This window comes from Streptomyces sp. NPDC049577 (assembly GCF_040675635.1).
Taxonomy (GTDB): Bacteria; Actinomycetota; Actinomycetes; order Streptomycetales; family Streptomycetaceae; genus Streptomyces.
On the sequence record NZ_JBFAPH010000206.1, the window covers coordinates 1 to 11,735 of the forward strand.

An 11,735-nucleotide genomic window follows, 5' to 3' on the forward strand; every position below is an offset into this window, starting at 1 on the left:
CGCGAACAGTCGCGGGGCCCGGCCGTTGTCATGGGTGCGTGGGACGATGAGGCCGTACGCGCCAGCAGCCCGCCTCAGCAGGAGCCCCGCCATGGACTACGCCCGTATGCGCGCCATCGCCGAGGAGCTGATGAAGCACGCTCCCGAACCGATCAAGGGCTTCGAGATCACTGGCGACGGGATCTTCATGATGATGTCGCCGTCCAGGTTTCACGACTTCAACGCCATGCGCCTCAGCCGCCAGCTGGACCGCCAGTTGCCCGAAGGTGTCGTGGCCTTCCCGGGCGGTGATGTCGAGGACCCCTCGCTCGGCAAGCTTCGCCGCCCAGACCTCATCGTGGTGCCGGAAGAGGTCTTCGGCGAGGAGAACGAACCGTTCGCGCCGCATGACCTTCTCCTGGTCGCCGAGATCGTCTCACCGTCCAACCACAGCAACGACTACATGGACAAGATGGACGAGTACCCGGCCATGGGCATCCCTCGTTATCTGCTGGTCGACCCACGCAAGGGCACCGGCTCAGTGATGTCCGACCCCGGCTCCGGCCCTGAGGGACGGCCCTGCTACCGCACGCGCCATGATTACGTCTTCGGCGACAAGATCTCCGTCGGCCCGTGGACGATCGACACCTCCGAATTCCGCAAGTACCCCTCGTGACCGCCAACGCACTTGATCTCAAGCAAGCTTGAGGTCATAGCGTCGTTGCCATGACGACGACGAAGCCCGAAGCCCCGAACGCCACCATCGCCGACCTCGCCGCCCAGCCCATCGGCTACTGGAGCTGGGCCACCCACAAGGCCGTCATCCGGTACATCCGCTCGTCGATGGCCCGGATCGGGATCACGCAGCCGCAGTGGTGGATCCTCTTCCGCGTCGGCTCCGCCGAGGGCGGCATGAGCCGCCAGGAGCTGCGGGACCTCCTCTCCCCCACCCTCGACGAGGGGCCCGACGCGATCGACCGCGCGCTCGACTCCGCCGTCGCCCTCGGGTGGCTGACGGCCACCGCCGAGGAGACGTATGTGCTCACCGACGCCGGACGCGAGATGAAGGAGCGGACCTGGGCGCTGGTGGGCCAGGTGCGCGGGGAGATGCACGCCGGCATCACCGACGAGGAGTACGCCGCCGCGCTCTCCGTCCTGCGACGGATGATCGTCAACGTCGGGGCGGACGAGCTGCTGCGCTGAACCCCCGACTTTCCCCTAGGGGATGTCACAGGTCGGCCGCAATGGCGGCCCCGTGGCCCCCGGGCCGGATACGGGACCTCCCGGGAGCGGGTACGTTCGAGGGCGTGGCTGGATTCAGGATGGGACGCGGACAGGACCCCAACGGCGGTTCCGGGCCCGCGCGGCAGGGACAGGGCCCCGCGGGCCCACACGCTCCGTACGGCGGGCAGCAGCAGTGGCAGCGGCCGGGCGGGTACGACGAGCCGGAGTACTTCGGCGCGGGCGGACCGCCCCAGCAGGGCTACGCGCAACAGCCGTACGGACAGCCGTCGCACGACCCGTACGCCGGCCGGGGCCCGGAGCACCTGGACCGCACCCAGCAGTTCAGCCTCGGCGAGGCACCGGACGCGTACGGCCCCTCGTACGACGACCCGTACGGCGGCCCGCAGGGCGACGACTACGACCGGGGCGACGTCTACGGCGGCGGGCAGCCGGCCCCGCCCGCCGGGCCGCGGCTGCCCTGGAAGGAGCTGCTGACCGGCATCGTGCTGCGCCCGTCCGCGACGTTCTGGCGGATGCGCGACCACGCGATGTGGGGCCCCGCCCTGATCGTCACCTTCGTCTACGGCCTGCTGGCGGTCTTCGGCTTCGACAAGGCCCGCTCGGACGTCCTGCACGCCACCCTCGGCAACAGCATCCCCTGGGTGCTGGCCACCGGCGTGGTCGTGGTCGTCTCCGGGCTGATCCTCGGCGCGGTCACCCACACCCTCGCCCGCCAGCTGGGCGGCGACGGCATATGGCAGCCCACCGTCGGGCTCTCCATGCTGATCATGGCGATCACGGACGCGCCGCGCCTGCTGCTGGCGATGTTCCTGGGCGGCGACGCGACGTTCGTCCAGATCATCGGCTGGGCGACCTGGCTCGGGGCGGGTGTGCTGTTCACGTCGATGGTGAGCAAGTCGCACGACCTGCCGTGGCCGAAGGCGCTGGGCGCCTCGGCGATCCAGCTGGTGGCGCTGCTGTCCCTGATCAAGCTGGGCACGCTCTAGAGCTTTCCGGGAGAGCATTCCCGGGACGACGAAGGCCCCGGCCGCGAGCACATGGCTCGCGGCCGGGGCCTTCCCCTTGGTGACGTCTGCTCCGCGTACTGCTACGCGTACTGCTCCGCGTCGTACCTACGCGTCGAGGACCTGGCCCTCGCGGCGGACGACCGGCGGCTCGACCGACCACGGGAAGTTGATCCACTCGTCGGTGCGCTTCCACACGTACTCGCACTTCACGAGCGAGTGGGACTTCTCGTAGATGACCGCGCTGCGCACCTCGGCGACGTGGTCGAGGCAGAAGTCGTGGACCAGCTTCAGCGTCTTGCCGGTGTCCGCGACGTCGTCCGCGATGAGGACCTTCTTGTTGGAGAAGTCGATCGCGTTCGGCACCGGGGCGAGCATCACGGGCATCTCCAGCGTGGAGCCCACGCCCGTGTAGAACTCGACGTTCACCAGGTGGATGTTCTTGCAGTCCAGCGCGTAGGCGAGGCCGCCGGCGACGAAGACGCCGCCGCGCGCGATGGACAGGACGATGTCCGGCTCGTAGCCGTCGTCCGCGATGGTCTGCGCCAGCTCACGGATGGCCTGCCCGAAGATCGGGTAGGTCAGGTTCTCGCGGATCTCACTCACTGTTGCTCTTCGCCCTGTCCCTGGTCGCTCAGACCTGCGTGCGGTGGAAGTTCTGGAAGGACCGCGAGGGCGTCGGCCCGCGCTGGCCCTGGTACCGGGAACCGTGCTTCGCGGACCCGTACGGATGCTCGACGGGGGACGTGAGCCGGAACATGCACAGCTGCCCGATCTTCATCCCCGGCCACAGCTTGATCGGCAGCGTGGCCATGTTCGACAGCTCCAGCGTCACGTGCCCGGAGAAGCCCGGGTCGATGAAGCCGGCGGTGGAGTGCGTCAGCAGGCCGAGCCGGCCGAGGCTGGACTTGCCCTCCAGGCGGGACGCGATGTCGTCCGGGAGGGAGATCACCTCGTAGGTGGAGGCCAGCACGAACTCACCCGGGTGAAGGATGAACGCCTCGTCGCCCTCCGGCACCACCTCGCGCGTCAGGTCGGCCTGCTCGACGGCGGGGTCGATGTGCGGGTACCGGTGGTTCTCGAACACCCGGAAGTAACGGTCGAGGCGCACGTCGATGCTCGACGGCTGCACCATCGACGCGTCGTACGGATCGATGCGCACACGGCCGGCGTCGATCTCGGCCCGGATGTCCTTGTCTGAGAGAAGCACGGGTCGAGGATACGCAACGGAACGGGACAACGCGGGCCCGGTCCGCCCCGGACCGGGCCCGCGGTCCTCGCTCAGCCCTTGCGCGGCGCGACGGGGACGGAGTGCCGCAGCCGCGCGCACTGCGGGCAGCGCAGCAGCCGGCCGGGGCCGATCCGGTCGGGGCCGAGATGCTGCATCGGGAACGAAACGGTGCTGAAGATGTGCCCTTCGGCACAACGAACGACGGTGCGCTCCATCGAGCTCCCTTTCCCCACGGGCGTTCAAGACCAAAAGCCACATTAGGGGATCTTCCGGACGCGCCCGCACACGGCACTCCCGACATCCCCCCAGCGGCTGCCGCCGCACCACGGTACGCCCCAACTCCCGCCGCCCACGCCGCCGTCCCCACCACTCCCACACCCCCCTCACACGACGAGAAGGCCGCCAGGGCGAGTGCGCCTGGGGCCTTCGATGGGGTACAGTGTGCGACGGTGAGATGCTCGGACGCGTCTCCCGTGCGGGCGTAGTTTAATGGTAGAACATGAGCTTCCCAAGCTCAGAGCGCGAGTTCGATTCTCGTCGCCCGCTCTGCCGCTGTACACAGAACCCCCAGGTCGGCGACCTGGGGGTTTGTTGTTGTGTGCGCTTCCGGAACGCCAATGACGACACCGCTGACGGCACCACTGACGGCAGAGGCCGACTTGTCGAATATCGATATGCCTCGTAGCCTGCGCCATATCGATAGTCGATAGGGAGGATGCGATGGACACGCGGCTCACGAGGACCCTCTCCTCGGTGACCTTCGCACTGGCGGTGCTCTGCGGACTCGCGTTCCTCGGCACGGGGGTCACGCACATGCTCGACGACGGGGCGGTCTGTGTGCAGACGGACTTCTGGCACAACGCCTCACTGGCGGACGGCCTGCCGGTCGGCAAGAACGTGGAGGCGTCGAGCAGTGCCGCGCGCCTCTGCCAGAACAGCCCCTCCGTGGGGCAGCGTGCCGCCGACCTCGGGGCCGGACTGCCCTGGCTGCTGTTCGGCTCCCTCGCGCTGCTGCTCTTCTCGCGGCTGCTGAAGGACGTCGTGCGCCAAGGCCCGTTCACCGACACGGTGGCGCGACGGCTCTCCGCTCTCGGCTGGCTCGTCGCCGTCGGCACGCCGCTGGCCGGTCTGGTCGTAGGCTGGTCGCAGTCCTGGCTCGTCGGGAGCATGGCTCCGATCGTGGGCTCCGGGCCGGCGGTCTCCGGCCCGCAGGTACTGATCCTCGCCGGCCTCGCCGCAGTGATCATGGGGAAGATCATGCGTGAGGGCGTGCGCATGAGAGAGGATCTCGAAGGGACCATCTGATGGCCGAAGAGGAACCCCACGCGATCCGGATCCACCTCGACCGGCTCCTCGCCGAACGCGGCATGACACTCACCGAACTGTCCGCGCAGGTGGGCATCACGGTCGTCAACCTGTCCGTGCTCAAGAACGAGCGGGCCAAGGCCATTCGCTTCTCGACCCTGTCGAGGATCTGCGAGGTCCTCCGCTGCCAGCCGGGGGACCTGATCACCTACGACGGTTCCGTCCCTCCCCCGTAAGCGGGCTTCTTCCTCCGACCCGGCCCAGGAGTTGTGCGCTCATGGCGCGGCAGTGGTCACCGCACCGTTGCGGTAGAGAGCCTCGCCCGCCGGGGAGGACTCCCCGGCGACGTGCGCGCGGATCGACGCGAGGTAGGCGTCACGGCTGACGCGTCCGTCGCCGTCGGCGTCCAGCACGGCGAACGCCGCCTCCGCGTTGCCGGCCGGATTGTTCAGCGCCGTGCGCAGCATCGTGAACTCCGGCAGGGTCAGGGCGCCGTCCTGATCGGCGTCGGCGAGGTCGAAGAGCGCGCCGAGGACGGGCTCGCAGACGGTGTCGAACGCTTCGGCGCCGGCCCAGGCCGCGTACTCGTCGAAGGTCACCTCGCCGTCGCCGTTCGCGTCCATCGCCGCCCACGCCCGGGCGCCGACGGCGCGTGCGGTGACGACCAGGGGATCGCCCTCGTCCCGCCCCGTCGCCAGCACCACGTTCTCGGCCCGTGCGGAGTACTCCTTCTTCGAGATGACCCCGTCACCGTCCGCGTCCAGCATGGCGAAGACGAGCCGCTTGGCGAGGGTGTCGTCCATAGGAATCCCCTTTTTTCATATGTATTCATCTATGGCGTTCTTTTCCCGTCCGGCGGTTCTACCCGGCACATCGGGGTTCAGGCCGGCACGAACAGGGTCCGGCGCGGTGACCGGGAGCAGGAGAGCGCGGGCCCGCGCACCGGCCGGGACGCGCGCGGCGGTGCGCTGCCGGGAGCCGGGGGCGGCGGGCGGCTCGCGGGGTAGGCAGGGGCGGTGGCAATCCGAACCCCTGGAGGGTGCATGGTCGGCGGACGTGGCATGGCAGTGGCATTGAGCGGCCTGGCGCTGGCGGTCTCCTCGTGGGTGTGGGCCCCGGCCGGACAGGCCGGTGACCGTGGACACGAGGAGGGCATCATGTGCACGGGCGACAGCGAGAGCGCCTACGACCCGCCGCTGACGCTCACGTCACGCCCGACCCGCATCCACGTCCACGCCAGATACGGATGCACGGTCGCGCCCGGCCGCACGGTACCGGCCGAGGGGACCCTCGAAGCGACGTCGCCGGGGACGTCCTGCCTCACGTTCGGCACCAGTACCCACGCCGAGGAACGCGTCACCTACGCGGACGGCAGACGATCGGTGATCGTCTATGACCGCGGGACCACCGTCCGCATCGCCGGCGTCCAGTTCGTCAGGCTGTCGGGCCGCGTCGTCGAGGGCCGCGGCGCAGGCCACGCGGCCGAGCGGACCGTGCCCGCGCGGTCCGGTGAACTGCCCACGGAATGCCTCTCCTCCGGCCTCCCGGGGAGCGAGGGATCCGCCCTGCTGGAGGTCCGGCCATGACACAGCCCGGGGTGGGGATCCCCACCGAGCCCATCGGCAGCATCCCCAGACCGGCCGAGCTGCTGGCCGCCATGGCCGACCACGCCGCCGGGCGGATCGGCGACGACGAGCTCGCCGCCGCCCGGGACCGCGCGGTAGCCGACACCGTTCGCCGCCTGGAGGAGATCGGTTCCCCGGTCGTCACCGACGGCGAACAGTCCAAGCCCAGCTTCGCCACCTATCCGCTGACCGGCCTCGACCGGCTGGCACCCGACGGCGTCGTCATCCCCTTCGCCGACGGACACCAGCGGCAGCTGCCCCGCCTGACGGCCGGGCCGCTGCGCTACGGCGTCCACGCCGACCGCTTTCTCCGGGCGGCGCTGCGGCACGCGACCGTGCCCGTGAAACAGGCCGTCATCGCCCCCTCGGCGCTGAGCCTGCTCCTCCCGCCCGGCGGCATCGACGGCTACTCCCGCGACGCCTTCCTCGACGACCTCACCGCCGAGGCCGAGGCCGACATCCGCGGCTGTCTGGACGCCGGAGCGCACAGCGTTCAGCTCGACTTCACCGAAGCCCGCCTCGCGCTGAAGCTCGACCCGTCCGGCGGCCTGCTGGAACAGTTCATCGCCCTCAACAACCGCGTCCTGGACCGGTTCACCGCCGCGGAGCAGGCCAGGATCGGCGTGCACACCTGCCCCGGCGGGGACCAGGACTCCACCCACAGCCTCGATGTGGACTACGCCGCCCTGCTGCCCCATCTGTTCCGGCTCCACGCGGGAGCCTTCTACGTCCAGCTCGCGAGCGAACCGGACCCGGACAAGGCCCTCGCCGTCCTCGCCGACCGGTTGCCCGGCCACGCCCGGGTGTTCATCGGCGTCACGGACCCCATCGACCCCCGCGTCGAGACGCCCGAGCAGGTCCGCGACCGGGTGCTGGCCGCCGCCCGGTACCTGCCCGCCGACCGTCTGGGCACGTGTGACGACTGCGGCTTCTCCCCCTTCGCCGACGACACCTCCACCTCCCGCGACACCGCGTTCGCCAAGATCCGCGCCAGGGTCGAGGGCACCGCGCTGGCCGCCGCCGACCTGTTCGGCTGATCGGTCCCCGGGTGATGTGCGGGGTGTCCGTCAGGCGTTCGGGGCGGCGGCCTCCAGGTCGGCGACGCTGCCCGACATGATCGTGCGGATGTGCTCGGTGATGTGCTCCGCAGGCCAGTCCCACCAGGCCACCGCCAGCAGCCGGGCGATGTCCCGGTCGTTGTAGCGGGTGCGGACGAGGCGGGCCGGGTTGCCTCCGACGATGCCGTAGTCGGGGACGTCGGAGGTGACCACCGCGCCGGAGGCGATGATCGCGCCGTGCCCGATCCGCACGCCCGGCATGATCGTCGTGCCGTGGCCGAACCAGACGTCGCTGCCGACGACGGTGTCCCCCCGGTTCGGCAGGCCGGTGAGCAGGTCGAAGTGCTCGGCCCAGGAGCCGCCCATGGTGGGGAAGGGGAAGGTCGAGGGGCCGTCCATGCGGTGGTTGGCGCCGTTCATGATGAACCGGACCCCGGTGCCCAGCGCGCAGTACTTGCCGATGATCAGCTTCTCGGGGCCGTAGTGGTAGAGCACGTTGCGCGTCTCGAACGCGGTCGCGTCGTCCGGGTCGTCGTAGTAGGAGTACTCCCCGACCTCGATCAGCGGGGACTTCACCAGCGGCTTGAGCAGCACGACGCGGGGGTGCTCGGGCATCGGGTGGAGGACCGCCGGATCGGCGGGCACGCGCGTGGGGGAGGACACCGGCGGCCTCTCCTGCCCCACCATGTCGCACAGCCGCTTCGCGGCCACCGTCGCCCCGTCGGTACGGATCGTGCCGGCCATCTCCTTCGCCCGTGCGCGGGTCTCGGGGGCCAGGGCCGTGGTGAGCGCGGCCGACAGGGAGGCGAAGGTCGGGTTCGGACCGTCGTGCGCCGCGCCGATGCCCAGCTCGGCCACCCGGGCGGCCCAGTACGGCTGGTCCGCCATCTGCGGCACCACCACCTGGGGCGCGCCGGCCCGGGCGGCGGTCGTCGTGGTGCCCGCGCCGCCGTGGTGCACGACGGCGGCCACCCGGCCGAACAGTGCCTGCTGGTTGACCTCGCCGACGACGAAGCAGTCGTCCCCCTCGTCGGTCAGCGCCAGGTCGGCCCAGCCGCGGGCGACGAGTACGCGGCGGCCCTGCGCGCGGACCACCTCGACGGCCGCCCGGGCGACGTCCTGCGCGTCGCGCAGGGGCATGCTGCCGAAGCCCACGTACACCGGCGGTTCACCGGCGTCCAGGAACGCCTCCAGACCGGCCGGGAGCGGGCGTTCGTCCTGCCGGATCCACGCGCCGGTCTGCACCACGTCGAGGTCGGCCGGTTCCCGCCACGGGCCCAGGACCGGGTCCGCCGCCAGCCACGGGCGGTCGGTGAAGACGTGGCCGCGGACGTCGTCCACCGGGGGCAGGCCGATCGATGCCCGGTGGGTGTTGATCGCCTCGCCGAACAGCTCGTTCATGTGGTCGGCGTTCAGGTCCCACAGCACCCGGTTGTCGGTGGCGTCCGGCGGGACCGGCCGGCCCGGCCAGGCGAGCGGCGGGTGGTGCGGCGACGGCAGGTAGTTCGGGAAGCAGGCCGCGAACACATAGGGGACGCCCAGCTTCTCGGCCACCGACCGCGCGGCAGCCGCGGCCGGGAGCAGTCCGGTCGCCACCACGACGTCACATCCCTCGGCGGCTGCGGCGACCTCTTCGTATGTCGCGGCGACCATCCGGGCAGCACGCTCGGAAATGCCCTCCGCCGGCGGCTTCGCCGTCCCGGTCACCGCCTCGGTCGCCATCGCGCGCACCGACCGGCCGAGCGGCACCAGCGGGAGACCGACCCCGTCCAGCAGCTCCGCGAAGTCCGGCGGCGCGCACACCTGCACCTCCGCGCCGAGTGCCCGCAGACCCACCGCGAGCCCCACCATCGGCTCGACGTCCCCCCGCGACCCGTACGCCAGCAGCAACACACGCATTTCGCGCCCCCATACCCTCGTGTTCCGGGCTCGTGATCGGGCCTGGTGATCGGGCCCCGGTCGGCGATTCTGCGCCGTGACCAGGGCCTTGCCACAAGCCCCCCGGTTCACTATAAGTTGATCAAGGAAAGGTGCGGGTAACTCCTTTCCCTCGGATTTCCCCCGGCTTTCCCCCGGCTTTCCCCCGGACAAGGCCCCTTGCGAACTCCCGCCGTCATGAGTCGTGCCGCCGCCGGAAGGCGGTGCGGTAGGCGTGCGGCGATGTCCCCGTGTGGCGGGTGAAGTGGTGGCGCAGGGTGGTCGGTGAGCCGAAGCCGGTGCGGTCCGCGATGTGGGTGACGGGCAGCTCCGTGGTCTCCAGCAGCTGCTGGGCCTGATGGATGCGGGCCCGCAGGAGCCACTGCAGGGGTGTCGTGCCGGTCTGTTCGCGGAAGTGGCGGTTGAGCGTGCGCATGCTGACGTTCGCCCGGGCGGCGATGTCGGCGAGGGTCAGCGGCCGGTCCAGGTGGGCCTCCATCCAGTGCAGCACGGGCTGCAGAGCCGTGGGGTCGGCCGGGGCCGGCGGGCGTTCGATGAACTGGGCCTGCCCGCCGTCGCGTTGGAGCGGCATGACGGTCCGGCGGGCCGTGGCGGCCGCGAGGTCCGCGCCGAGGTCGCGGCGGACGAGGTGCAGGCACAGGTCGAGCCCGGCGGCCACGCCCGCCGAGGTGATCAGGGTGCCGTGGTCGACGAAGAGCACCGTGGGGTCCACGTCGATGCGCGGGTACCGGCGGGCGAGCTCGTCCGCATACTGCCAGTGCGTGGTGGCGCGGCGGCCGTCCAGCAGGCCGGTGGCGGCCAGGGTGAAGGCCCCGACGCACACCGAGGCCAGGCGCGCCCCGTCCGCCGCCGCCCGGCGCAGCGCCTCGACGGCCGCGGGGGGTGGCTGGGCGAGGAAGTGGGCGTGGGCGGGGATGACGACGGTGTCCGCCCCCTCCAGACCGTCGAGGTCGTAGGGGGTGCGGAGCCGGAAGGCGCCGTGCTCGGGAGAGGTGTCGGCGGCGCGCCCCGGGGCACAGATCCGCAGCTCGTAGTGCGGCCTGCCGGCCGCTTGGTTGGCGGTGCCGAAGACCTGGCCGGGGAGGGAGAGCTCGAAGGGGACGACGCCGTCGAGCGCGAGGACGGCCACTGCAACAGTCACGGCCAGAACTTAGCGCAGGGTGGCATTACGGCCACTGTCCGGGCGACGGCGGGGGCCGCAGGATCGGGGTGTTCCCCCCGTTCACCTGAGGAGTACCGCATGGATGCCGCCCTGCCCCCGGTCCACGAAGAGTTCGGCCTGCCGCGTACGGAGCTGGCCGTCCTCGCCCTGCGGTACGCGGAGGAGACGGAGCCCGCGTTCGTCTTCCGCCACAGCCTGCGCAGCTACCTCTTCGCGCGGGCGCTCGCCGACCTGGACGGCGCGAAGCCCGGGGTGGACTTCGACGACGAGCTGGTGTTCGTGAGCTGCGTCCTGCACGATCTGGGCCTGTCCGAGGAGGGCAACGGCGACCAGCGGTTCGAGGTGGACGGCGCGGACCTCGCCGCCCGCTTCCTGCGGGAGCACGGGGCGGACGAACGGTCCGTGGAGGTGGTGTGGGACGCGATCGCCCTGCACACCTCGGAGGGCATCGCCTCCCGCAAGAACCCGGAGGTCGCGCTGGCCCACGCGGGCATCACGGTCGACGTGCTGGGCTTCGGCAGGGAACGCCTGCCCGAGGGGTTCGCCGACCGCGTGCACGCCGCCCTCCCGCGCGAGGACCTCGCCTACGCGATGACGGACCTCGTCGTCCGGCAGGCCCTGGCCAACCCGGCCAAGGCCGGACCGCTCGGCTTCCCCGGCCAGTTGCTGCGCCACCACCTGCCGCAGGGCGCGCTGCCCGACTGGTACGACCTGATCGCGCAGGCGGGGTGGGGCGACCGGCCCGTCACCTCGGACTGACCGATGGGCTCAGGACGAGAACGGCAGCCAGGCGTTCGTACCGTCCGCGTTGTACCAGTAGCGGTGGCCGGGGTTCAGGGCAACCGCGCGGAACGGACGGCCGTGGTCGTCGATGCGCGTGGTGCCCTGGCGGTCGCCGCTGCTCCAGGCGAGCTCCAGGTACCAGCTGACGTCCTGGCCGAGCGTGGCCGCGTCGATGTTCAGGACCTGTGGGTCGCTGACGGACACCTTGTACGGAAAGTCCGTCGCGGGCGTCGGCCTGTCCCCCTCGGCACCGGGGACGGCCCGGGGACGCGGTGACGCGGCGTCGAGGTCGATCGCGAAGGAGGCCGGTGTCAGGGAGCCGCCGCAGCCGGCGCCCATGGTGTACGCGTTCCAGCTCGGCGCCTTGCGGGCGCCGACGACATGGACGTAGAGGGCGTGCAGCAC

At 71.2% G+C, this 11,735-nt stretch carries 14 protein-coding genes, 1 tRNA gene and 2 pseudogenes; 9 read left to right on the forward strand and 8 right to left on the reverse strand.

The window, feature by feature from the left end; translation table 11 throughout:
• Positions 1-91: 91 nt before the first annotated feature.
• From AB0K09_RS21855 to AB0K09_RS21865, 3 genes are all read left to right on the forward strand, one after another.
• Positions 92-655 (forward strand): Uma2 family endonuclease, encoded by a 564-nt coding sequence (locus AB0K09_RS21855; protein WP_366067055.1) that lies wholly within the window; start codon positions 92-94, stop codon positions 653-655.
• Positions 656-705: 50 nt separating this feature from the next.
• Positions 706-1,182: a MarR family winged helix-turn-helix transcriptional regulator gene (locus AB0K09_RS21860; RefSeq protein WP_366067056.1), complete on the forward strand. Its 477-nt coding sequence runs from the start codon at positions 706-708 to the stop codon at positions 1,180-1,182.
• 119 nt (positions 1,183-1,301) lie between these two features.
• Positions 1,302-2,210 carry a YIP1 family protein gene (locus AB0K09_RS21865; protein ID WP_366067066.1) on the forward strand — a complete coding sequence of 303 codons (909 nt, stop codon included), beginning with the start codon at positions 1,302-1,304 and terminating at the stop codon, positions 2,208-2,210.
• A 126-nt stretch (positions 2,211-2,336) separates the two neighbouring features.
• Here AB0K09_RS21865 and AB0K09_RS21870 read toward each other — a convergent pair whose 3' ends face one another.
• From AB0K09_RS21870 to AB0K09_RS21880, 3 genes are all read right to left on the reverse strand, one after another.
• Complete coding sequence (locus tag AB0K09_RS21870; protein WP_366067057.1) at positions 2,337-2,834, reverse strand: phosphoribosyltransferase; 498 nt, start codon at positions 2,832-2,834, stop codon at positions 2,337-2,339.
• Positions 2,835-2,862: 28 nt separating this feature from the next.
• A complete protein-coding gene (dcd, locus tag AB0K09_RS21875; RefSeq protein WP_366067058.1) occupies positions 2,863-3,438 on the reverse strand; it encodes a dCTP deaminase in 576 nt (191 codons plus the stop codon).
• A gap of 71 nt (positions 3,439-3,509) precedes the next feature.
• Positions 3,510-3,674, reverse strand: coding sequence for a hypothetical protein (locus AB0K09_RS21880; protein ID WP_366067059.1), 165 nt, complete (start codon positions 3,672-3,674; stop codon positions 3,510-3,512).
• 260 nt (positions 3,675-3,934) lie between these two features.
• Here AB0K09_RS21880 and AB0K09_RS21885 point away from each other — a divergent pair.
• The 3 genes from AB0K09_RS21885 to AB0K09_RS21895 all read left to right on the forward strand — a co-directional run bounded on the left by AB0K09_RS21885 (position 3,935) and on the right by AB0K09_RS21895 (position 5,000).
• Positions 3,935-4,005, forward strand: a tRNA-Gly gene (locus tag AB0K09_RS21885).
• Positions 4,006-4,179: 174 nt separating this feature from the next.
• Positions 4,180-4,764, forward strand: coding sequence for a DUF2975 domain-containing protein (locus AB0K09_RS21890; RefSeq protein ID WP_366067060.1), 585 nt, complete (start codon positions 4,180-4,182; stop codon positions 4,762-4,764).
• Positions 4,764-5,000, forward strand: coding sequence for a helix-turn-helix transcriptional regulator (locus tag AB0K09_RS21895; RefSeq protein WP_366067061.1), 237 nt, complete (start codon positions 4,764-4,766; stop codon positions 4,998-5,000). The genes AB0K09_RS21890 and AB0K09_RS21895 overlap by 1 nt, the downstream gene beginning before the upstream one ends.
• Positions 5,001-5,039: 39 nt before the next feature.
• Here the strand turns inward: AB0K09_RS21895 and AB0K09_RS21900 are convergent, their stop codons facing one another.
• A complete protein-coding gene (locus AB0K09_RS21900) occupies positions 5,040-5,567 on the reverse strand; it encodes an EF-hand domain-containing protein (protein ID WP_366067062.1) in 528 nt (175 codons plus the stop codon).
• Between the two features lie 258 nt (positions 5,568-5,825).
• Between AB0K09_RS21900 and AB0K09_RS21905 the strand changes: the two genes are divergently transcribed.
• On the forward strand, positions 5,826-6,350 hold the full coding sequence (locus AB0K09_RS21905) for a hypothetical protein (RefSeq protein WP_366067063.1): 525 nt from the start codon (positions 5,826-5,828) through the stop codon (positions 6,348-6,350).
• Between the two features lie 11 nt (positions 6,351-6,361).
• Positions 6,362-7,426 (forward strand): cobalamin-independent methionine synthase II family protein, encoded by a 1,065-nt coding sequence (locus AB0K09_RS21910; RefSeq protein ID WP_366067067.1) that lies wholly within the window; start codon positions 6,362-6,364, stop codon positions 7,424-7,426.
• 30 nt (positions 7,427-7,456) lie between these two features.
• Here AB0K09_RS21910 and AB0K09_RS21915 read toward each other — a convergent pair whose 3' ends face one another.
• The 3 genes and pseudogenes from AB0K09_RS21915 to AB0K09_RS21925 form a co-directional block, all read right to left on the reverse strand.
• A complete protein-coding gene (locus AB0K09_RS21915) occupies positions 7,457-8,134 on the reverse strand; it encodes a CatB-related O-acetyltransferase (protein WP_366067068.1) in 678 nt (225 codons plus the stop codon).
• Positions 8,117-9,346, reverse strand: a pseudogene (locus AB0K09_RS21920) (glycosyltransferase); the annotation flags it as partial. The pseudogene AB0K09_RS21920 and the gene AB0K09_RS21915, both read right to left, overlap by 18 nt.
• Positions 9,347-9,560: 214 nt before the next feature.
• Positions 9,561-10,526 carry a helix-turn-helix domain-containing protein gene (locus tag AB0K09_RS21925; RefSeq protein WP_366067064.1) on the reverse strand — a complete coding sequence of 322 codons (966 nt, stop codon included), beginning with the start codon at positions 10,524-10,526 and terminating at the stop codon, positions 9,561-9,563.
• 99 nt (positions 10,527-10,625) lie between these two features.
• Here AB0K09_RS21925 and AB0K09_RS21930 point away from each other — a divergent pair, with 99 nt between their 5' ends.
• Complete coding sequence (locus tag AB0K09_RS21930; RefSeq protein ID WP_366067065.1) at positions 10,626-11,306, forward strand: HD domain-containing protein; 681 nt, start codon at positions 10,626-10,628, stop codon at positions 11,304-11,306.
• Positions 11,307-11,315: 9 nt separating this feature from the next.
• Here AB0K09_RS21930 and AB0K09_RS21935 read toward each other — a convergent pair.
• Positions 11,316-11,735: pseudogene (locus tag AB0K09_RS21935) on the reverse strand (transcriptional regulator); the annotation flags it as partial.